Genomic DNA, 22,432 nt, shown 5'->3' with positions numbered 1-22,432 from the left:
CGTTTCGATGGCGAATTAGTTCATGTTAATTTCATCTGGAGTTCATGTTGGGAGGTGTCAGTCGGCGTTACGGCGCCACACTTCCCCCGCCAGCAGGGTCGCAAAGCCCAGCCATGCCGCCAGCGGCATGACGCTGACCGAGGCCGGGCGGTCGACTTTCCAGGCGGTGGCGGCCAGCGCGGCGGTGCCGGCCGCCATGGCTCCGGCGGCGGCGGTGCTGGCCCCGGTGCGGCGTTCGCGGAAGAACAGCTCGGTCCAGCCGCCGATCATCGCGCTGTTGCCCAGCCACAGCGCCACCGAGGCATTGCGCGCGGGGGAGGCGGGCTGGCGCAACAGGCGATAGCCGCCGACCGCCGCCAGCGTCTCCAGCACGGGCCAGACCGCGCCGAAGACCTGGTCGGGCGGGGTGAAACCGGGCTTGTCGAGGTGGCGATACCAGCGGCGGATGCGCGGGTGCGACGGATCGGGGGCGTTGCGCCGCCCGATCAGCGCGCTCAGCCCCAGCACGCCCGCCGCGATGCCACCCGCCGCCAGCGGCGATAATCCCTTGTTCTTCATGGCCGTCATCCTTTCCGAATGTCGGGGGGATAACGGCCTTCGCTCAACCCTGTTCAATCGCGATGCGATGGCGGCCCCACAGCAGGGCTCGGTCCAGCAGGCCGATGACGATCAGCGACAGACCGAACAGCGGCAATGCGATCGCCGCCGCCACCAGCGACAGAAGCAGCCCGCCGACCCGTGCCCCGGACAGCGCAGGCGGTGCGCCGATCCGTCCGGCGGGGCGGCGCTTCCACCACATGGCGACGCCACTGAACGTCAGGACCCAGATGGCGATGCAGGGGATCAGCATCAGCAACTGGTTCGCACGGCCGAAATAATTGCCCATGTGAAGCTGGACGCCCGACTCCACCGCGCGACCGATAATGCCATATTCGGCATAACGCACCTCCGGTCCGATCGGCCGGAAGCTGTAGCGGTCGATATACAGCGTCTTCTGCCCCGCCGGTCGTTCGGGATAGGTGAAGACGGTATAGACCCCGTTCGCGCCCTTGGGCAGGAACAGGCGGTAGCTGCCCGACCAGCCATGCGCGCGCAGAATGGCGGTCACCCGGTCGGTGCCGCGAATGACCGCCGGGTCGCGGGTCATGCCGGGCGTCTCGGGGCCGTGATCGGCATGCTCGCCGTCCATGGCGGGCATGGCGGCGTGCGGCCTTCTGGATTGGGGAAGGGGCGCATCCTCCAGCGTCCAGGGCGCATCGCCCAGCGCGGCCTTCATCGGCACGCTATGGGGTATGTTGTACTGGCGGAAGGAAGGGGGATAGCCAACGCCCAGGGTTGCTCCGACCCGGTGGATCAACGGCCCGCTGACCCCCGCCCAGGGCAGGCCGGTGACGATCAGGAAACCGATCAGCGCCACGGTCCACACTCCGACCGGGCCATGCAGGTCTCTCCAGAAGCGCCGTCCCCGCCCGCTCCTTCGCGGCCAGAGCGTCCCCGCCGCCGTGAACCGGCCGCGTGGCCACCACAGGATGACGCCGGTGACGAGCAGGACCAGCGCCCAGCTGACGGCCAGCTCGACCAGCCGTTCGCCGAACACGCCCATCAGTATCGAACGGTGCATGGCATCCGCCCAGCCGACCAGCGTGCGGTCATAGACGACGCTGCCCAGAACCCGGCCCGTGCCGGGATCGACCGCGACGCGGCGCGGCGGCCCCCCGGTCGGCTGGACGAAGACCACCGCCGGGCGGTTGGCGGTGTCGGGCATGTCGACCCGTGACGCGCTCCCTGGATAGGCGGTGAGTGCGGCCTCGATCATCCGCGACATCGGCACGTTCGTGTCGTGCGGTGCGACGAAGCGAAGCTCTGGATAGATGGCATCGTTCAACTCGTCGTTGAACAGGTAGAGCGCGCCGGTCAGGCTCAGCATCAGCAGGATCGGCGCGACGAGCAGCCCGGCCCAGAAATGCCAGCGCCAGATGGTTCGGTGAAAGGCGGCGGAGGCGTTTGGCCGGACAGGGACTCGTCCGGCACCGAAAGGATAAAGCGGCATGAAAATGCTTTCGACCAACCCCCGCCGGGACGGGGGCAGCATCATGGAAACGTCGCCAGCCAAGGGCAGGACGTCGGATGAGACGGGTCAGGAAAGCGCGGGAGGTCCCCGCAAGGGCGGCCGCAGATAGGGCGCGGCGACGGAGCGGGGCAGGACCGGCATGGCCGACCCGATCGCCATGACGAAGGCGACGAGCAGGGCGAGCTGGATCGGATCGGTCGCCGCCAGACCGGGGGCCGACAGCCCGGCAAAGCCGCAGGGTATGTCGCGGCCATGATCCGGGTCCGAATGCCCGGAACCGTGGCCGCTCCGGTCATGGCTCATGGTGGCATGGTCCATCGCCATGGCCCCGCCATGCGCCACCGGGACCGGGTCGGGGGCTGGCGCGCTGCCCGGGCACAGGATGATCGTCGCCCGACCATCGACCTGCCCGATCATATAGCCCGCCGGGATCATCAGCTTGAGCAACAGCGCGGCCGCGCAGATCAGCACGGCCAGGTGGCGTTGCGCGAACAGGCTGCGGATCGCCGTCACGGGAATGGGGTAATCGAGCGGACCGCCCATGTCACTCGGACAGATCAACCCAGGGGCAAAATGGCCGGCCCGGCGCCCCGGGCGACCTTGAAGCCGGAACTCAGGGGGCAAACATGCAGGTCGGCTCGCCCCTCTTTCCGTCCCTTGCGAGGGAGGAACAAGGCGAATGTCGATCCGCCATGACGTCTTGCCCCGTCCATTCTCAACGCTGGCGCTGGACCGCACTCTGTTGCAGGGTTGCACGATGGTACACTCTCCCGCCTTTGCTTTTCTCAACGGCGTATCGGGCCGTATCGTCGATGAGATGATCGCCTTCGACTGGACGACGACCAGCCTCGGGGCGCCCGACACATGGCCCGCCGCGTTGAAGGCGCAGATCGCGACGATGATCGCGTGCCCGGTGCCCATGTATCTGGTCTGGGGGCCGGAGCTCGTGTCCTTCTATAACGATGCCTATCGCCCGATGCTGGGCTATCGCGCGGCGACCGCGATGGGGATGCCCTTTCGTATCCTGTGGGGCAGCATCTGGGACGATATCGCGCCCCTTGTCGAGGTCGCGCTGTCGGGCAAGGTCGCGCAGGTCACCGACATGCGGCTCGACCTGGCGCGCCAGGGCAAGCCCGAAGAGGCCTATTGGTCCTTTTCCTATTCGCCGGTCTTTGACGATCGGGGGCAGATCGCCGGTATGATCTGCGTCACCGGCGAGACGACCGCGCGGGTATTGGCCGAGCGGCACCAGCGGGAAGCGGACGAGCGGCTGGAACTGGCCCTCGGCTCGGGCGCGCATGTCGGCATGTGGGACTGGGACGTGACGAACGATTCGATCCGTTCGGACCCGCGCTTTGCGACCATATACGGGGTCGATCCCGCGGCGGCCGAGAAGGGCTTGCCGATCGCCGAGTTCTTCCGGGGCATCCACCCCGATGACCGAGAGCGCGTGAAACGCGAAGTGGCGGAGGCGATGACCGGACTGGGGGAGGGCACAGGCGATGCCGCAGGCCGCTTCGCCTCCGAATATCGATTGGTCCAGGCCGATGGCACCATTCACTGGGTGTCGGCGCGGGGCCGCTGCATCGCCGACGAGCATGGGCGTTGCGTGCGTTTTCCGGGCGTCAGCTTCGACATCACCGACCGCGTCCGCGCCGAACAGCAATTGCGCGAGAGCGAGGCGCGAGCCCGGCTGAATGCCGAGCGGGTGCAGCTGGCCCAGGAGGCCGGGGCGATCATCGGCACCTGGTTCTGGGATCTGGTGACCAATCGCTTCACCTGCGACGAGCCGTTCGCGCGCCATTTCGGACTGGACCCCGCACGGGGGCATGAGGGGGTGGAGCTGGAGCAGGTGGCCGATCTGGTCCATCCCGACGACCGTGCCGGTCTGTCGGAGGCAGTGCAGGAGGCGATTGCGCGGGGCGGTCCCTATGCGCACCAATATCGCGTTCGGCGCCATGACGGCCATTACCATTGGCTGGAAGCCATTGGTCGGGTCGATCACTCCGCCGACGGTACGCCGATCCAGTTTCCCGGCGTCCTGATCGATGTCGGCGTGCGCCGCGCGCTGGAGGTCGAGCGCGACACCGCCATCGCCGAACTCCGCGCGCTGACCGACCAGCTGGAACAGCGTGTCGCCGACCGCACCGCGGAACTGATGCGCGCCGAGGAGGCGCTGCGCCAGAGCCAGAAGATGGAGGCGGTAGGCCAGCTGACCGGCGGCCTGGCGCATGACTTCAACAATCTGCTCGCCGGGATTTCGGGGTCGCTGGAACTGATGGCGTTGCGGCTGGCGCAGGGGCGGGTGAGCGACGTCGACCGCTATATGGATGCGGCGCAGGGTGCGACGCGGCGTGCGGCGGCGCTGACCCACCGGCTGCTCGCCTTTTCCCGGCGGCAGACGCTGGCCCCCAAGCCGACCGATATCGCCGCGCTGGTCGCCGGGATGACCGACCTGATCCGCCGTACCGTCGGGCCGGGTATCACGGTGGAGACGCAAGGCGCGGACGACCTGTGGACCGTGCTGGTCGACGCGCCGCAGCTGGAGAATGCGCTGCTGAACCTGTGCATCAACGCCCGCGACGCGATGCCGGACGGCGGGCGGATCGCGATCGAGATGGTCAATCGCCGCCTGGACCGCGACAATGCCCGCTTCGCCGACATACCGGACGGCGAATATCTGGCGCTGTGCGTCACCGATACCGGCACGGGCATGACGCCGGAGGTGATCGAAAAGGCGTTCGACCCCTTCTTCACCACCAAGCCGCTGGGGCAGGGGACCGGGCTGGGGCTGAGCATGATCTATGGCTTTGCGCAGCAGTCCGGCGGGCAGGTGCGCATCCGTTCGGCACCCGGCGAGGGAACGACGGTATTCCTGTATCTGCCCCGTCATCACGGCCCCGCCGAGTTGGAAGGTGACAATGCCGTCGGTGCCCCGGCCAACGCATCGGGGGCGGGCGAAACCGTGCTGGTCGTCGATGACGAGGCGACCGTGCGGATGATGGTCGCCGATGTGCTGCGCGACATGGGGTATCGGGTGATCGAGGCGGCGGACAGCGTCGAAGGGATGGCCGTGCTGCGATCGCCCGAGCGTATCAACCTGCTCGTGACCGATGTCGGCCTGCCCGGCGGCATGAACGGGCGACAACTGGCCGAGGCGGCACGGGAATTGCGACATGAATTGAATGTCATGTTCGTCACGGGCTATGCCGAGAATGCGGTGCTGAACAGCGGGCATCTGTCGCCGGGTATGCAATTGCTGACCAAGCCCTTCACGGTGGATGCGCTGGTCATGGGGATTCAGGCGGCAATGGGCGCGGGGGCGCGGCGGTACGAACCCCACGCGTCCTGATCCGTTCGGCGGCGATGGCCCCCGGCACCGCGGTTCTGCGTAATGCTTGGGAGTTTCACGATGTTCATGACCGGCCGCCTGGCTTTCTCGACAATGGCCCTTATGCTCTTCGGCGTTCCGGCCGCCGCCCAGACCGGCCCCGAGATCCCGGAGCCGATGGTGTTCGACATGATCCGTCCGCTGACCGCGAGGGCGGGCGAGATCGAGGTCAACACGCTGGCCCAGCGCGACCTGACCGGCCCGCGCCGTGAACTGGAATGGGCGCCGGAGGTCGAACTGGCGGTGGCGGACGGCTTCGCGGTCGAGCTGGAATTGCCGCTCATCAATTCGCGCGTCGTCCAGTACAAGATGGGGCTTCAGAAGCGGCTGGGCACCTTTCGGGGCGGGCGCAGCGTTCACGGCGTCCAGTATCTGGGGCTGCACGACCGCGAGGAAGGTGGCTGGACCTCGACCCTGTTATGGCTGCTCGGCAATCGTTTCGGCGAGCGGTGGAGCACCATGACGATGCTTGGCGTCGGCGACGTCACCCTGCGCGAGGGCAACGAGACCGGGACGATCATCAACCATTCGACCTTCTACGACGTGAATCCGGATACGGTGCTGGGCCTGGAACTGAACCGGCAAAATGGGCAGGGTGCCTATTGGCTGCTGATGCCGCAGGTCCACCGCGCGATCGGCAAGCTGGGGGTGCAGGGCGGCGTCGGCGCGGAAAAGGCACGCGGGGAGCGGTTCCGGCCGCGTTTGGGCTTGCGCCTGATCCGCGAGCTGTGATGGAAACGCGACCAAGGACGTCGGGCCATATGGGAGACACTCGATGACGATCGCGCTGATCTGCCTCGATGCGGACGATACGCTCTGGCACAATATGCGGCACTTCGCGGCAACCGAGGAAGCGCTGGTCGGCCTGCTCGCCCCCTTTGCCGAGGCACGGGTGGCCCGCGCCACGCTGGAGGCGTGCGAGGCGCGCAACCTGCGGCTCTATGGCTATGGGGCCAAGGGCTTCACCCTGTCGATGATCGAGACGGCGGTGGAACTGGCGGGGCCGGCCCTGCCCACCGACCTGATCGCACGGGTGCTGGAGGCGGGGCGGCAATTGCTGGCGCATCCGGTCGAACTGCTCGACGGCATTGCCGACACGATCGAGGCGTTGCGCGAGCGGGGAAAGCTGGTGCTGGTGACGAAGGGCGACCTGCTGCATCAGGAGGCGAAGCTGGCGGCATCCGGGCTGGGTTCGCATTTCGATGACGTGGCGATCGTCAGCGACAAGACGCCCGATACTTTCCGGGGCATCTTCGCCCGCCACGGCGTCGCGCCGGAGCAGGGGGTGATGGCGGGGGACTCGATGCGCTCCGACGTGCTGCCCGCACTCAAGGCAGGGGCCTGGGCCGCCTATATCCCGCAACCGCTGGCGTGGAGCCATGAGGCGGGCGAAACGCCGGTCGACCATCCCCGCTTCCGCCAGTTGGAGCGACTGGGCGACCTGCCCGAGTGGATCGATATGATCGACCAGTAAAATCCCGCACAGATGCGTACCCCCGCCTGCGCGGGGGTACGGCGCGGCGCGCGATCAGCCCGGATCGCTTTCCTCGCCCACCACTACGCCGGACACCGTTTCCCCGCCGCCATGGGCAAAGCCGTTGCGGTGGATGCGCACGCCCGCCGTCGATACCGGCGTTGGTTTCGCATCGGGAGTTCCGGCCCCGGCTCCGATCGTCGCCTCGGCCCGCTTCTCGCCGCGATGGATGGTCACGCCGTACATCGCCTCGGCCATCGGCGCGGCGGCGGGGTTCGGGACAGCGGCGGGGACGGGGATGTTCGGCTCGACCCCCGCATAATCCTGGCGGAAGGACAGGTCGCGCTCCAGTGCCCCGCGCCAGCGATAGAAGATATGCGTGCCGACCGAGCCGATCCGGCTGAGGCTGGAGGCCCACCAGGGCAGCACGTAATTCGCATGGTAGAAGGTTGCCGCCCCCACCGGTGCATAGACCAGCCCGGCCAGCGCGGCCTGCGCCACGGCGGCGGCGCGGGTCCAGGCGGCGGGGTCGCGGGGCAGCAGCATCGATCCGTCGCAAGTGAAGCTGAACTGGCAGCCGGTCGACCGTTCCGACCCCTGATAGACGACGCCGCAAATGCTCTTGGGGAAGGCCCGGTCGCGGACGCGGTTCAGCACGACCTGCGCCACCGCGCGCTGTCCCTCGACCGGCTCGGAGCGGGCCTCGTAATAGATGGCGGCGGTCAGGCACTCGGCGGCGCGGGCCGCGTCGGTCGCGGTCCGGGCGATGCCGCTGAAGGCAGGAGCGGCGGCCATTTCGATGGGGGTATTGCCGCTGATCGCCTCGGGCAGGTCGGTGTCGGGCACATCGAGGGCAAGCTGGCGGAGCAGGGTCCGCGCGGTCGGCGGCGGCACGTCCAGCGTCAGATGCGCCGAACGTTCGCGGACGGGGGTGCAGGAGGTGGCAACCCCAAGGCTCGCCACCAACATCAACCAGCGCAGCACGATATCCGCTTCCCAACCCATGGCCCCATGCGCCGCTGTAGCGGTCAGGGGTTAGGAAGCAGTTAAGTGTACGTCATCCTCCCCTGCACGGTGAGGATATTCATCAAAAACGCGCACCCAGCTCCACGCCGTAGAAGCGCGGTTCGCCTGCGATATAAGTCGGGGTGCCGAAGGTGCCGCCGGTATTGCCCGCATCGATCAGATAGCGCTTGTTGGTCAGGTTGCGTGCGAAACCGCCGACATGGAAACGACCCTGGTCGCCGAACTCCACGCCTGCGCGCAGATTGACCAGCGTATAGCCGCCCTGCGAGATCGCCTCGCTGTTCGGCAGCTCGAAATACACTTTCGAGCGATAGGTGGCGCTGGGCGTCGCATAGAAGGTCGCCGAGGTGCCCAGCGGGATGCGCACGTTCGCGCCGCCCGACGCAGTGGTGTCGGGCTGGAGGCGGAAGCGGTTGCCCGCAAAGACGCCGTTCGACGGATCATCGCCGATGCCGCCATCGATATAGGCGAAGGTGCCGAACAGGCTGAGCCAGCGATGCACCGCGACATTGGCCTCCAGCTCGACACCCAGATTGTTGGCCGATCCGGCGCTGCGCGTCACGGCCAGGCCGTTCTCGTACACCGAGACCTGGAAACCCTTGTACCGCTGGTAGAAGACGGAGGCCGCGCCCGAGAAGGGGCCGACCCGCCCCTTGATACCGCCCTCGTAATTCCAGACATTTTCCGCCGGAATGATCTGAAGCCGGGGGATCGCGCCCGAATTGGCGACGCTCAGCGGCACGATACGCTGGGCGTCGAGCTGCACCACCGGCGAGCGGCGACCCTTGCTGACCGTCGCATAGAGGTTCACGTCGTCGCTCAGCCGATAGAGCGCGTTGAAACGCGGCAGGATGGCGGCATAGCTGCGCTGCGCCTCGAACAACTGGCCCTTGGTATTGGCTGCGCCGAGCAGGCTGGTGAAAACGCCCGCACCCGCGAGCAGGCGGCTGTCGGGCATGACGTTGCTATAGCCCGACTTGCGATCCTCGATCAGGACGCGGGCACCGGCGGTCAGCTCCAGCGCGGGGGTCGGCAGCCAGGTCGCGTCGGCGAACACCGAATAGGTATTGTTGCGCCCGTAATTGGCGAAGCTGGCGCTGTAGGGCAGCACCATCGCCGCGCCGCGCGACAGGAGCGCGGTGGCGCGGGTCGCCGGGATGCTGCCGTTGGCGGCGACACAGGCGGTGCCGGTCGGCAGCCCCGCGCCGTTCAGAAGCTGGCGGACGGGAGCGAAGAGCGGGGTGACGGAACAGGCGAGATAGGTGCCTTCCTCCGTCGAGAAGGGCACGCGCTGCTGGCCGTTCTCGAAAAAGGCGTTCCAGCCGAACGCGGCGCGGTAATGCGTGCCGTCGAAGGCGAAGCGGCTTTCATGGCTCCACTGGTCGCCACGCGCGTCTTCGGCGAACTCCAGATACCAGGCGGGGCCGCCGTCCGCGTCGAAGATCTCGAGCGCGTCGAACCGGCGATAGCCGTTGACCGTGGTGAAGGTGATGCCCGGCGCGACATCGACCGCGACCGTCAGGTTCGCGTCATAGACGTTGCGCGTCAGCCCCAGCTTGCGCTTGCCCAGCACCTCGGCCGAGAGGGGCGAGCCCGACAGTTCGGCATAGCCGTAATCGCCGGTCTGGCCGCCGGTGGGGGCGAAGACGCGGCTCTTGAAGGCGGTGCCGGGATTGCGCTGTCCGTCATAGGTCAGCACCAGATCGGCGGTGAGCGACGAGTTGGGCGTCCAGCGCAGCGACCCGCGAACGCCCCGCTGGTCCTGACCGTTCAGGTCGTCCTGGTCGATACGGCCCTGGTTCTGGTTCGCGACCTTGGGATCGCCCGCGATGTTGCGGACATAGCCGTCGCGATATTTATACGCGAAGGCGATCCGTCCGGCGAGCGTGTCGTTGCCCGCGTTCAGATAGCCCGACACCTGGGTGCGGTTGAAATTGCCATAGGAGGCCAGGATGCCGCCCTCGGTCCCGGCGCGCGGTTTGGCCGAGATGATGCTGATCGCGCCGACGGCGGCGGCGGTGCCGAACAGCGTCGCCTGCGGCCCCTTCACCACCTCGATCCGCTCGATATCGTACAGGTCCTGATAGGCGCCGCGCGTCCGGCTGATGTCCACGCCATTATAATAGAGCGTGACGCGCGCACCCTGCTGCGCCGAGCCGGAGTCCGAGGTGATGCCCCGGATCACGAAGCCGGGATTGTTCGCGCTCTGCTCCTGGATCTGGAGGCCGGGAATATATTGCGCGACCTCGGAGAGCGAGTTGACGCCCAGATCGGCCATGCGGGCGCCGGTGACGGCGGTGACGGTGACGGGCACGTCCTCGATCCGCTGCTCGCGCTTCTGCGCGGTGACGATCACATCGGGATTGTCATCCGCATCGCGTGCGTCCTGCTGCGGCTGGACCATCGCCTGTGCCGTCGCCGCCTGGATGAAGGCGGCCTGAGACAGGCCTGCCAGCAGCACAGCCGCGCTGATGCGGCCGATCGTCGAATTCATGTTTGCCCCCCGGATATACCCCGTTTCGGCGCGCTTAAGGGCAAGGGATTACCAGCCGGTGTCCACGGCATGTCATTTCGATGACAAGCGATGTTGTCGTCGAACCGTCACGGCTCCGCCATCGGACTGTCGCGCGCCGCGCCTAGCCGTGCGGCCTGAAAGGACCGACATGATGACGATGATGAACCGACGCCGGGCGATGGCGCTGATGGGAAGCGGGGCCGGCCTGGCCCTGCCGACGACGCTGGTCGAGGCGGCGGCTCCGGCGGTACGGTTCGATCATGGCGTGGCCAGCGGCGATCCCTCGCCCGTCGGCGCGATTCTGTGGACCCGCGCGACGCCGACGCAAGGGCAGGGGGGCGACATTGCCCTGACCTGGCATGTCGCACCGATCGGCGGCGCGGATGCGGTGGGCCTCCACACCGGCCGGGTCGCGGCGCGCGCGGCACGCGACTTCACCGCCAAGGTCGAGGTGGCGGGGCTGCAACCGGGGCGCGACTATCGTTACTGGTTCGAGACGGCGGGCGGCCAGCGTTCGCCCGAGGGGCGCTTCCGCACCCTGCCGCGCGGGCGGGTCGAGGAACTGGCGCTGGCGGTGGTGTCGTGCCAGCTCTATCCCGGCGGCCTGTTCAACGCCTATGACGCGATCGCCCGGACCGAGCGGCTCGACGCGGTGGTCCATCTGGGCGACTATATCTATGAATATGGCGCGGACGGCTATGGCACGAAGATCGGGCATCAGCTGAACCGACTTCCCGAGCCCGCGCACGAGATCGTGACGCTGGCCGATTATCGCCAGCGCCATGCCCAGGTGAAGCGCGATCCCGACATGCAGGCCGCGCACGCCCGCGCCGCCTTCATCTGCGTCTGGGACGATCACGAGGTCGCCAATGACGACTGGATCGGCGGCGCGGAAAACCACCAGCCCGCGACCGAAGGCGATTGGGGCAAGCGCAAGGCGGCGGCGATGCAGGCCTATTTCGAATGGATGCCGATCCGCGACCCCCGGCCCGGCCAGCCGTGGGAGGCGATCAACCGCAGCTTCGATTTCGGCGATCTCGCGACGCTGGTGATGCTGGAAACGCGGCTGCTCGCCCGCTCGAAGCAGGTGGCGGCGGCCAAGGGCGAAGCGCCCCAGCCCGACGAATATGCCGCGATGCTGGCCGAGCGCGCGCGGCCCGATCGCGAATTGCTGGGCGCGGGCCAGCTCGACTGGATCGAGCGGACGCTGCGCGCCTCGGTCAAGGCGGGGACGCCGTGGCAGGTCATCGGCAATCAGGTGGTGATGGCGCGGATCGACGGTCCCGATCTGGAAAAGCAGATGGGGCCGCAGGGCTATGCGAAGCTGACCGAGCGGCTGTCGGAGGGCGAGCGACGTCAGCTGGGCGAGGCGCAGGCGTCGTATCGCGCGGGCCTGCCGCTCAATTTCGACAGCTGGGACGGGTATCCCGCGGCGCGCGAACGGCTTTATGCGGCGTTCCAGCGGGCGGGTTCGCGTCCGGTCGTCGTCTCGGGCGACAGCCATGCCGCCTGGGCCAACGACCTGTACGATACGAACGGCAAGCTGGTCGCGGCGGAGTTTGCGGGTACGTCCGTCACCAGCCCGTCCTGGGGCGACCTGATGCCCGGCATCGGACGCGAGATCGCGGCGGCCAATCCGAAGGTCGTCCGTTTCTGCGACCAGGACGACAAGGGCTATCTGTACCTGACGCTGACCCGCGATACCGCCACCGCGCGCTACATGACGGTATCGACGGTGCTGGCCAAGCCCTATGCGCTGGGCTGTGCCGCCGTGTGGCGGACGCGCAAGGGGGCCGACACGCCGATCGAAGCGATCACCGCCTGACCCCTGTCCACCCCTCTTCGGTTATGGCCAATCGACATTCATGCTTCCCTCTTCCCTGGAAAGGGGAGAGGGTTAGCGGAGCTTGCCAGCTCTGCTGGCTAGCGAAGCTTGGGTGAGGGGTTGAGCGAGCCTCCGGCTCGCGCGCTCGCATGGCGAGCGCTTCACCCCTCACCCAGTTCCGGCTAAGCCTTTGCTACGCAAATACCAAGTCTGCGCAACCCCCTCCCCTCCAAGAGGGGAGAGGGGAAGAAGAGCATATCTGACTGTCGATTGGCTTTAGTCGGCGGGGGAGGGGGAGGGGGCGTGGCGCACCGCCGTCTCGACATGCGCGACCAGCGCGGCATCGTCATGGTCCAGATAATGGCCGCCGGGCAGGGCGACGACGCGGACATTGGCCTGCGGTTTCAGCAGCGGGCACAGGCTGTCGGGTTCGCGCACGCCGTAGATGCAGGTCATCGGCACCCAGTCGATCTGTCGCGCGGTCGTGACGCCCAGGTTGTCGGGTTTGCCCATATAGGCCAGTCCCGAGGGATCGGAGCGGAAAAAGGCCGTCTCGCCCGGCACCACCAGGACGACCGCCGAAATGGGCGCGCGCAGATCGGCGGGCAGATGCGCCAGCCCCGTCTGGAGCATGTCCGAGCCATAGGACTGGCCGAGCAGCACCAGCTTCCGTTCGCCCCTTTCGGCCTCGGCCCGGCGGATGAGGTCGGCGATCACCGCATCCACCTGCGCGGCGGTGCGTCGCTTGCGGAACAGCACCGGCGAATTGACGCCGAGCACCTCGATCCCGTCTTCGCTCAGCGCCCGCGCGATCACCCCGCCCATGCCGTAGCGCAGGCCCATGTCGCCCGACAGCGACAGGACCAGGGTCGGTCGGACCTTGCCCTTGGCGGGGAAGCGGGTGAACGGGTCCTTGTCGAAATAACTGCCCGAATAGAGAAGGATGGCGGCAGCCACGGCAAGCAGCACCAGCAATGTGCCAAGAATATGGAGCCACCGCGATCGCAGGCGGGCGAGAAGATCGGCCATGACATGTCCTAATGCCGGCCAGCGATCATTGTCACGTTCCACATGAAGGAGAGGCGGGGGGCATCATGAAATATCTGTAATGTTGCGATCACGCGCTCTATGCCCGTGATCTGTCATCGGCTTTGCGATGGAAACGTGGGCTTAAGCGGTCGGGGGATACTGGGGCCGCCGCCAGCATACACGTATTGGACCAAGGATCGACACCGTTGAGCAACCCGATCTTCTTTGACCCGACGGGCCGTCGGGGCACCTGGGCACGGCGCGCCGTCGCGGTGACGATCCTGGCGGTGGTGGTCGCCGCCATCGCCTTTGCCACGACCTTGGTGGCGGTGCCCAATTCGGGCGTGCTGCCGCTGCCCTTCGCGCGGCGGCAGGCAATGACGCTGGAGCCGACCGCGCAGCTGAAGGGGCGGCGCGGCGAATGGCTGCCCCGCAAGTCGGTGGCGCAGGACCATACGCCGCTGACCATCGCCTTCTACACGCCGGGCAACGACTCCGCCCTGGCCTCGCTCCACGCGCATATGGGGCAGATCGACTGGCTGGTGCCCAGCCTGATGAACGTGGCTGGCCCCAAGGGCCAGCTGACCATCGGCAACGACCCCAAGCTCGCCACCCTGTTGTCACGCGCCGCCAGGCCGCCGCGCCTGCTGCCGATGGTGCAGAACCTGTCCGACGACGAGTGGGACGGCCAGACGATCGCGCGGATCATCGCCAGCCCGGCGGCGTCCGAAAAACTGGCGACCCAGCTCGGCCAGTCGGTGACGGTCAACCGCCAGTCGGGTCTGGTCATCGACTTCGAGAACCTGCCCGCCAGTGCGATGGCGGGCTATCCCCGGCTGCTCCAGCGGATCAAGGCGCATCTGCCCAAGGGCACCGTGCTGGCCGTCACCGTTCCCGCCGAGGACGAGGCGTGGCAGCTACAGCGGCTGGCCAGGGTCGTCGATCGCATCATCCTGATGGCCTATGACCAGCATTGGCAAACCGGCACCCCTGGCCCGATCGCGGCGCAGCCCTGGTTCCTCCAGGCGTCGGAAAAGGCGCTGCGCGAGGTCGGTCGCGACAAGTTGATCGTCGCGCTGGGCAGCTATGGCTATGACTGGCCCGCCAAGGGGCCGGCCGAGGCGCGGTCGATCGAAGAGGCATGGCTGATCGCGCATGACAGCCAGGCGAAGGTGACGTTCGACCAGGCCAGCGGCAATGCCGGTTTCGCCTATGACGAGAATGGCGAGCATCACACCGTCTGGATGCTCGATGCCGCGACCAGCTGGAACCAGCTCCAGGCGTTGAAGCGCCTCGGTATCGACGATGTCGCCTTCTGGCAGCTGGGATCGGAAGACCCCGGTCTCTGGGCCGACTTCGCCGCGTTCCGCAGCAATGCGCGCGGAGTCATTCCCCGGTTGGGCGCCATCGCCTCTCCGCTGAACGTCGATGTCGAGGGGGCGGGCGAGATCCTGCGCATCACCGCCCAGCCGACCCAGGGCGAGCGGGGCTTGAAGTACGACAAGGACGGGATCATTCGGAACGAGGTCTATCGCACTTATCCGACCCCCTATGTCGTACAGCGCGCAGGCGCGGTCCCGAAGACGATCGCGCTGACCTTCGACGACGGTCCCGATCCGGAATGGACGCCCAGGATCCTGGACGTGCTGGAGCGCGAGCATGTGCCCGCCACCTTCTTCGTGATCGGCGAGAACGCGCTGCAACACCCCCAGCTGCTCCGCCGGATCGTCGCGGACGGCAGCGAGCTGGGCAATCACAGCTATACCCATCCCAATATGGCGACGACGGGCGCGCGCACGAACAAGCTGGAGCTGAACGCTACCAAGCGGCTGATCCAGGCCTATACCGGGCGTTCGACCACGCTGTTCCGCGCGCCCTATTTCGGCGACGCCGAGCCGACGACGGCGGACGAGATCGACCCCGCCCTGATCGCGCAGAATCTGGGCTATACGGTCGTCGGCCTGCACGTCGATCCGAACGACTGGCAGCGGCCCGGCACCGACGCGATCGTCCAGCAGACGATCGATCAGGTCCACGGCGCGACGCCCGACAACTCGGCCAATGTCGTCCTGCTCCACGATGGCGGCGGCGACCGTGAACAGACGGTCGAGGCGCTGCCCCGCATCATCGATACGCTGCGCGCGGAAGGGTATAAGTTCGTTCCCGCCTCGCAGCTGGTCGGGGTCAGCCGCGATCAGGCGATGCCGCTGGTTGAGGGGCATGACCTGCTGGCGGTGCGCACCGACGTGGCGATCTTCGTGGCGTTGGCCTTTCTGTCGGCCTCGCTCGCCTGGCTGTTCTATCTCGCGATTGCGCTGGGCATTGCGCGCGCGGTGGTGATGGCGGGGCTGGCCTGGTTCCAGGGGCGCAAGTCCAAGCCGGTGCCGCCCGCCTTCACGCCCAGCGTCTCGGTCATCATTCCGGCCTATAACGAGGAGCGGGTGATCGTCCGCTCGGTCGAGCGGGTGCTGGCCAGCGACTATCCGGGCCTTCAGGTCATCGTCGCCGATGACGGGTCGAAGGACGGGACCAGCGCCGTGGTGCGCGAGGCGTTCGCCGATGAGCCGCGCGTCCGCCTGCTGACGCTCGTCAATGGCGGCAAGGCGGCGGCGCTGAACCGCGCGCTTCAGGACGCGACCGGCGAGGTGCTGATCGCGCTCGATGCCGATACCCAGTTCGAGCCGGAGACGATCGCCAAGCTCGCGCGCTGGTTCGCCGACCCGAAGCTGGGTGCGGTGGCGGGCGATGCGCGGGTGGGCAACCGGGTCAACCTGGTCACCCGCTGGCAGGCGGTCGAATATATCACCGCGCAGAATCTGGAGCGCCGGGCGCTTGCCGGGTTCGATGCGATGACGGTGGTGCCGGGCGCCGTCGGGGCCTGGCGTCGCGCCGCGCTCGACGCGGTGGGCGGCTATCCCGAGGATACGCTGGCCGAGGATCAGGACCTGACCATCGCGATCCAGCGGGCCGGGTGGCGCGTGACCTATGATCCGCGTGCCGTCGCCTGGACCGAAGCACCCGAGAGCTTCCGCGCGCTGGCCAAGCAGCGCTATCGCTGGGCCTTCGGCACGCTGCAATGCCTGTGGAAGCATCGCGCCGTGTTGCGCACCGGCAAGCCCGCCGGTCTGGCACGGGTCGGACTGCCGCAGGCGTGGCTGTTCCAGATCCTGTTCGCCGCCATCTCGCCGCTGATCGACCTGGCGCTGGTCCTGTCGATCATCGGCACGGCGGTGCGCGTCGGCCAGCATGGCTGGGCACAGACGCAGACCGACGTGTTCCAGATGGCGGCCTATTGGACGGCCTTCACCGCGATCGACGTGCTGTGCGGCTGGCTCGCCTATCGTCTGGACGGCAACCGGGTGCGCTACCCCGCGCATCTGCTGGTCGCGCAGCGGCTGGTCTATCGCCAGATCATGTACTGGGTCGTGCTGCGCGCGATCAGCTCGGCGATCGGCGGATGGATCGTCGGCTGGGGCAAGCTGGAGCGGACGGGGAATGTGGGGGCGTAGGGGCTGGTCCCTCCGGCCCGTCCTCAACGGCGGGCAGGACTTTTACCCCAACCTCCGTTCAGCCTGAGCGAAGTCGAAGGCCACGCTTGTCGCTATAGACGGGGCGTGTGCTTCGACTTCGCTCAGCACGAACGGGGGTGGGGAGTTTAGGCTAAGCGAAGATAGCGAGTTCAGGCGGAACGTATGTCGGGGGTCAGCGTCATCCTGACGATCAACCCCGGCGCATTGTCCTCCAGCGCCACCGTGCCGCCATGCAGATGCGCCACCGCGCTGGCCAGCGACAGGCCCAGGCCCGCGCCGCTTTCCGTCCGCGCCGCGTCCAGTCGCCCGAAACGCTTCAACGCCTCGTCCCGGCGCTCCTCGGGAATACCCGGCCCGTCATCGGCGACGACCAGCACCGGCCCCGGCTCGACCCGGACGACGACTTCGCCCGCGCCATATTTCAGAGCGTTGTCGATCAGATTGGCGATCGCCTGACCCAGCAATTCGCGGTGGACCCGCGCCACCAAGGTCTCCGGCCCCTCGGCGCGGATGGTCATGCCGCGATCCTCGGCCAGCGGCTCGAACATGTCGGCCACGTCGCGGATCATCGCGCCCAGATCGGCTTCGACAAAGGCGTCGCGGCCCAGCCCCGCCTCGGCCCGGCTGATGCGCAGCGCGGTGTCGAGCATGGCGAGCAGCCGGTCGCCTTCCTCCAGCGCGCGCCCGACCGCGACCCGCGCATTCTCGTCCCGGCTTTCGGCCAATGCGCGGTCCAGCGTCGCGCGCAACCGGGTCAACGGCGAGCGCAGGTCGTGCGCCAGACCGTCGGTCGCGACCTTCAGCTCGGTCATCAGCAGCGCGATCCGGTCGAGCATCGCATTGACCGCCAGCGCCAGCGCATCGAAGGCATCGTCGCCGCCATTGGGCGCGACGCGGCGCGACAGGTCCCCGGCGGCGACCGCATGGGCGGTGGCGACCGTATCCTCCAGCCGCCGCTCGATCATCCGCGCGGCGATCCAGGCGGCCAGCGCGGCCAGCACGATCGCCGCCGCCATGCCGACCGCCATCGCTTCTTCCATCGCCAGTGCGACGCGGAGTTCACTCTCGACGACATGGCCCGCCAGCATCCGCGAGCCATCGGGCAGGCGGGTCGCCATCACCCGCATCCGTTCGGGTTGCGAATGGCCGATGCGGAAGATTTCGATCGTTGCGGCGCCGGGGGCGGGGACGTTGGGTGGCCAATCGGCGATATTGCCCGCCACGAAGCGCCCCTGCGCATCGGTCAGCAGGATGACTGAAAGGGGCAGCCGGTCCGTGGTCAGTCGCCGGTCGACCGCCGCGCGAACGGCCTTCTGCCCGCCCGCCAGCCATACGCCCGCCAGTTCGTCGCGCAGGTCGCTGGCGGCATCCTCCGCCTGTGCGGCGATCTCGCTGCGGGTCAGATGGCGGACCATGACCACCATCGCGCCCGCGCCGATCAGCTGCAGCGCGAAGACCAGCAGCGCGAACCGCAGCGTGGTCGAGCGGAGGACCGCCGGGGCTATTTCTCGACCCCCAGCTTATAACCCGAACCGCGCACCGTATGCAGCAGCGGGCGGGCAAAGCCTTCGTCGATCTTTTTGCGCAACCGGCTGATATGCACGTCGGTGACGTTGGTGTTGGGGTCGAAATGGAAATCCCATACCCCCTCCAACAGCATCGTTCGGGTCACGACTTGGTCGACATGCTGGAGCAGATATTCGAGCAGCCGGTATTCGCGCGGTTGCAGGTCGATCGGCTTGCCCGCGCGCCGGACGCGGTGGGCGAGCAGGTCCATCTCCAGATCGTCGCATACCAGCTTGGTCTGGGGCGCGCTGCCGGTGGTGCCGCCGCGTCGGATCAGCAGGCGGACCCGCGCCAGCAGTTCGGCGAAGACGAAGGGCTTGGTCAGGTAATCGTCCGAGCCGGAGGTCAGCCCCGCCACCCGGTCCTCGGGCGAGGACAGGGCGGACAGGATCAGCACCGGCGATTCGATCCCCGCCGCGCGGATCGCGGCCAGCACCGACATGCCGTCCATGCCGGGCAGCATCCGGTCGAGGATGATGCAGTCATAGGTGCCGTCGGTCGCATGGAACAGGCCGTCGCGGCCATTGGCCGCATGGTCGATCAGAAAACCCTCTTCCCGCAATCCGTTGGCGATGTAATCCGCCGTCGAGCGGTCATCTTCGATCAGCAAAATCCTGTTGGCCACGCTGTCCTCCCGAGCCGCTCCTTAGCAGCGTGATCGTGAGGAGGCCATGGTCGCGCGCGACCTGAAGACGCATGGGCGTGTCGGTTGAGAGCGCCGCTTCGTCGCGCAACATCGCAAAGGACGTGGCCGGGTGGCCATCGACCGACAGGACCATGTCGCCGACATGCAGCGGCGGCTTGACCAAAGCGGCGGCATCGTCGTCGACATCGCTGCGCAGGCTGGTGACGACCAGGCCGGGATGGCCCTCCGCCACCGGTGCGAAGGTCGCGCCGTACAGCGTCGAGGGGCGATGCGGCCCGGCACGAAGCGGCATATGCCCGACCAGCAGCGCAAAGGCCGCTCCGCCGATCAGCGCCGCCATGCCCGCGCTCCAGCCGACGATCCGCAGGCTTTTCATCGCGGCCGCCGGTCGCGCGCGGACCGTCCGGGCACGGCGATGGCCGACCTGCGTTGCGCAACGGGGAGGAACGATCCTTTCACGCCCCCATGCTAACGCCGGCGACCTGAGGAAAGGGTGGGCGAACCATGACGGTTCTGTCATGAGCGTGTGGAGGCGGTGATGACGAACTTGTCATGGTCCCGTAAGGCGGCGGGGGCGGCAACACTCCTATGCCGCAGCCAGCCCCGTCGATAAGGGCCGGAAAGCAAGTGAGACGAACGCGAGTGGGGGCGGATATGACAGGCGGTCGGATCATGACGATCGCGAAATGGACGGTTCGGTGACAACGCACGCCAAGCCGGCGTCGATCGCCGACCGGGTCGTCGCCTATGCCAAGGCGCGACGCGGTTATCTGGCGGCGGGCGCGGTCCTGTTGCTTGTCGCGCTGGGCCTGTCGGCGTTGCATCACCTGACCCGGACCGTCCGGCTGAGCGATGTTCGCGCGGCTTTCTACGCGATCGACCCGCGCCAGATCATGCTCTCGGTCGGTTTCACCATCGCCAGCTATGTCGCGCTGACCTTCTACGACGTGATCGCGCTGCGTGTCATCGGGCGGCGCTTGCGCTGGCGAACGGCGGCGACGGCGTCCTTCACCAGCTATACGCTCAGCCACAATCTGGGGCTGGGGCTGCTGACCGGGGGATCGGCACGCTACCGCGTCTATGCCGCCGCCGGGCTGGACGGACCGGACATTGCGCGGGTCATCGCCATCGCCAGCGCGACCTTCTGGTTCGGCGTGTTCACCGTCACCGGACTGGGGCTGTTGTTCCATGAAGGGCCGATCACCGTCGAGACCTTCGTGCTGGGGCAGGGGATCGTCCGCTGGCTGGGCGGAGCGGTGGTGGCGGGGGCACTGGGCCTGATCGTGCTGTGTGCGTTGCGGCCCGGACAGCGGATCGGCTGGCGCGCATGGAGCGTGCCGCTGCCCACACCCGCGCAAGCCGTGGCGCAGATCGGGATCGCCTCGCTGGATCTCGCCTGTGCCAGTTCGGCGCTGTTCGTCCTGCTGCAGGGTGCATCGATCGACCTGCTGCCCGCCTTCCTGCTGGCCTATGCGCTGGCGATCATCGTCGCGCTTGTCAGCCATGTGCCGGGCGGCATCGGCGTGTTCGAGGCGGTGGTGCTGGCGACCGTCCCGGTCGACCGGACCGAGCTGTTCGCCGCACTGATCGCCTATCGTGTCCTCTATTATCTCGCCCCGCTGGCGCTGGGTATCGCGCTACTGGCCTGGGACGAAGTGCGGCGGCGGCCGATCCGGGCGCTGCGCGATCTGCGCCGGGTATTGCTGGGCATCGCGCCGACTTTGCTCAGCGCGGCCTGTTTCGGTGGCGGGGCGATCCTGCTGCTGTCGGGGTCGCTGCCCGCCATTCCGCAGCGCGTGCATCATCTGGTCCATATCCTGCCGCTGCCCTTTATCGAGGCGTCGCACTTCGCGGCCAGCCTGGTCGGCACCGGCCTGTTGCTGCTGGCGCCGGGGCTTTACCGGCGGCTCGACGGGGCGAGCCTGGCGGCGCGGGCGCTGCTGGTCGCAGGGGCGGTGTTCTCGCTCGCCAAGGGCATCGATTATGAGGAAGCGGCGGTCTGCCTGAGCATCGCACTGCTCCTTCAGATGAGTCGCAAGGCCTTTTACCGGCGCACCTCGCTGGTCGCGCGGCCGCTGTCGCCCGCCTGGCTGTTGAGCGTCGCGGTGGTGATCGTCGGGACGGGCTGGATCGGCTTTTTCGCCTATAAACATGTCGATTATCAGGAATCGCTGTGGTGGCGGTTCGCGCTGTCCGACGACGCCTCGCGTTTCCTGCGCGCGGGGCTGGGCGTGGCGGTGATGCTGGCGGGGGCGGGGCTGTGGCGGCTGTTCCTGGCCGCACCGCCGGGGGAAGCGGATCATCCGGCGATGGAGCGTGTCCTCGCCATCGTCGAACAGGCCGAGCGGACCGACGCCGCGCTGGCGCTGCTGGGCGACAAGCGGTTCCTGTTTTCGCCGGAAGGTGATGCCTTCGTCATGTATCAGGTGCGCGGCACCAGCTGGATCGCGATGGGCGATCCCGTCGGCCCGCGCGCCGCCTGGGCCGACCTGTTGTGGCAGCTGCGGACGATGGCGGACGCCGCGCAAGGCCGCCTGATGCTCTATCAGATCACCCCCGAAGGTCTCGAAATCGCGATCGAGATGGGACTTCAGATCATCAAATATGGCGAGGAGGCGCTGATCGACCTCTCCACCTTCGCGCTGGAGGGCGGGCGGATGCGCGGGCTGCGTCAGACGCTCAACCGCTTCCGCACGCGTGAGAATGCGAACTTCGCCATCCTTCCCGCCGCCGAGGTGCCCGCCATCCTGCCCGAACTGAGGGCCGTGTCCGACGACTGGCTGCTCGCCAAGGGGCATGGCGAAAAGGGGTTCAGCCTGGGGCGGTTCGACCCGGCCTATCTGGTGCTGACCGACTGCGCGGTGGTGCGGGTCGAGGGACGGATCGTCGCCTTTGCCAATATCTGGAAGTCCGGGGATCGGCGCGAGCTGTCGGTCGACCTGATGCGCCATGTCGAGGACGCTCCCGGCGGGGTCATGGACTATCTGTTCGTCGAGCTGATGCTGTGGGGGCAGGCCGAGGGTTATGGCCGCTTCGCGCTGGGCCTCGCCCCGCTATCGGGTGTGGACGGGCGGCGGCTGGGGCCGACCTGGGCGAAGGTCGCGGCCTTGGTCTTCCGGCATGGCGAGCGTTTCTACGGCTTCCGGGGGCTGCGGGCGTATAAGGAGAAGTTCCAGCCGGAATGGGCGCCGCGCTATATCGCGGGGCCGCGCGGGCTGGGGCTGGTGAAGGCGCTGCGTGATCTGAACGCGTTGATCGCCGATGGGGGGGAGGGCGCCTAAATCCTCCCCTGTAAGGGGAGGTGGCAGGCCAAAGGCCTGACGGAGGGGGGCTTCCACGAAGGGCGTCCCGTGGGGCGA

Annotated in this window: 15 protein-coding genes; 6 read left to right on the top strand and 9 right to left on the bottom strand. The window is 67.8% G+C overall.

The features are described from left to right. Positions 1-57 precede the first annotated feature (57 nt). The 3 genes from SP5_RS02600 to SP5_RS02590 all read right to left on the bottom strand — a co-directional run bounded on the left by SP5_RS02600 (position 58) and on the right by SP5_RS02590 (position 2,614). On the bottom strand, positions 58-567 hold the full coding sequence (locus SP5_RS02600) for a TspO/MBR family protein (RefSeq protein WP_241823746.1): 510 nt from the start codon (positions 565-567) through the stop codon (positions 58-60). Between the two features lie 34 nt (positions 568-601). Next, positions 602-2,050, bottom strand: coding sequence for a PepSY-associated TM helix domain-containing protein (locus SP5_RS02595; protein WP_042483692.1), 1,449 nt, complete (start codon positions 2,048-2,050; stop codon positions 602-604). Between the two features lie 87 nt (positions 2,051-2,137). After that, positions 2,138-2,614, bottom strand: coding sequence for a hypothetical protein (locus SP5_RS02590; protein ID WP_245613378.1), 477 nt, complete (start codon positions 2,612-2,614; stop codon positions 2,138-2,140). A 136-nt stretch (positions 2,615-2,750) separates the two neighbouring features. Between SP5_RS02590 and SP5_RS02585 the strand changes: the two genes are divergently transcribed. From SP5_RS02585 to SP5_RS02575, 3 genes are all read left to right on the top strand, one after another. After that, positions 2,751-5,423 (top strand): PAS domain-containing protein, encoded by a 2,673-nt coding sequence (locus SP5_RS02585; protein WP_217995673.1) that lies wholly within the window; start codon positions 2,751-2,753, stop codon positions 5,421-5,423. 93 nt (positions 5,424-5,516) lie between these two features. Further along, positions 5,517-6,194 (top strand): hypothetical protein, encoded by a 678-nt coding sequence (locus SP5_RS02580; RefSeq protein ID WP_042483688.1) that lies wholly within the window; start codon positions 5,517-5,519, stop codon positions 6,192-6,194. Between the two features lie 43 nt (positions 6,195-6,237). Next, complete coding sequence (locus tag SP5_RS02575) at positions 6,238-6,936, top strand: HAD family hydrolase (protein WP_042483657.1); 699 nt, start codon at positions 6,238-6,240, stop codon at positions 6,934-6,936. Between the two features lie 54 nt (positions 6,937-6,990). Here SP5_RS02575 and SP5_RS02570 read toward each other — a convergent pair whose 3' ends face one another. Together SP5_RS02570 and SP5_RS02565 are read right to left on the bottom strand one after the other, a co-directional pair. Beyond that, a complete protein-coding gene (locus SP5_RS02570; protein ID WP_245613377.1) occupies positions 6,991-7,941 on the bottom strand; it encodes a cell wall hydrolase in 951 nt (316 codons plus the stop codon). A gap of 82 nt (positions 7,942-8,023) precedes the next feature. Further along, positions 8,024-10,456, bottom strand: a complete 2,433-nt coding sequence (locus SP5_RS02565; RefSeq protein WP_052811381.1) for a TonB-dependent receptor — start codon at positions 10,454-10,456, stop codon at positions 8,024-8,026. A gap of 169 nt (positions 10,457-10,625) precedes the next feature. Here SP5_RS02565 and SP5_RS02560 point away from each other — a divergent pair, with 169 nt between their 5' ends. Next, complete coding sequence (locus tag SP5_RS02560) at positions 10,626-12,302, top strand: alkaline phosphatase D family protein (RefSeq protein ID WP_245613376.1); 1,677 nt, start codon at positions 10,626-10,628, stop codon at positions 12,300-12,302. 276 nt (positions 12,303-12,578) lie between these two features. Here SP5_RS02560 and SP5_RS02555 read toward each other — a convergent pair whose 3' ends face one another. Next, positions 12,579-13,331 carry an AcvB/VirJ family lysyl-phosphatidylglycerol hydrolase gene (locus SP5_RS02555; protein WP_042483655.1) on the bottom strand — a complete coding sequence of 251 codons (753 nt, stop codon included), beginning with the start codon at positions 13,329-13,331 and terminating at the stop codon, positions 12,579-12,581. A gap of 206 nt (positions 13,332-13,537) precedes the next feature. On the opposite strand from SP5_RS02555, the gene SP5_RS02550 reads away from it, so the two are divergent. Next, the gene (locus SP5_RS02550; RefSeq protein ID WP_042483652.1) at positions 13,538-16,840 is read left to right on the top strand and encodes a trifunctional glycoside hydrolase family 18/polysaccharide deacetylase/glycosyltransferase family 2 protein; all 3,303 of its coding nucleotides are present in this window, start codon (positions 13,538-13,540) and stop codon (positions 16,838-16,840) included. Positions 16,841-17,010: 170 nt separating this feature from the next. Here the strand turns inward: SP5_RS02550 and SP5_RS02545 are convergent, their stop codons facing one another. The 3 genes from SP5_RS02545 to SP5_RS18960 form a co-directional block, all read right to left on the bottom strand. After that, complete coding sequence (locus SP5_RS02545) at positions 17,011-18,285, bottom strand: sensor histidine kinase (protein ID WP_052811380.1); 1,275 nt, start codon at positions 18,283-18,285, stop codon at positions 17,011-17,013. Positions 18,286-18,362: 77 nt separating this feature from the next. Beyond that, positions 18,363-19,052, bottom strand: coding sequence for a winged helix-turn-helix domain-containing protein (locus tag SP5_RS02540; RefSeq protein WP_042483646.1), 690 nt, complete (start codon positions 19,050-19,052; stop codon positions 18,363-18,365). Further along, positions 19,021-19,449 (bottom strand): PDZ domain-containing protein, encoded by a 429-nt coding sequence (locus tag SP5_RS18960; RefSeq protein WP_139330439.1) that lies wholly within the window; start codon positions 19,447-19,449, stop codon positions 19,021-19,023. The genes SP5_RS02540 and SP5_RS18960 overlap by 32 nt, the downstream gene beginning before the upstream one ends. Before the next feature lie 322 nt (positions 19,450-19,771). Between SP5_RS18960 and mprF the strand changes: the two genes are divergently transcribed. Beyond that, complete coding sequence (mprF, locus tag SP5_RS02530; protein ID WP_439645596.1) at positions 19,772-22,354, top strand: bifunctional lysylphosphatidylglycerol flippase/synthetase MprF; 2,583 nt, start codon at positions 19,772-19,774, stop codon at positions 22,352-22,354. Positions 22,355-22,432 lie beyond the last annotated feature (78 nt).

The organism is Sphingomonas parapaucimobilis NBRC 15100 (genome assembly GCF_000787715.1).
Lineage (GTDB): Bacteria > Pseudomonadota > Alphaproteobacteria > Sphingomonadales > Sphingomonadaceae > Sphingomonas > Sphingomonas parapaucimobilis.
The sequence above is the reverse complement of the archived record's forward strand: the minus strand, read 5'-3'. Positions and strand labels throughout refer to the sequence as shown.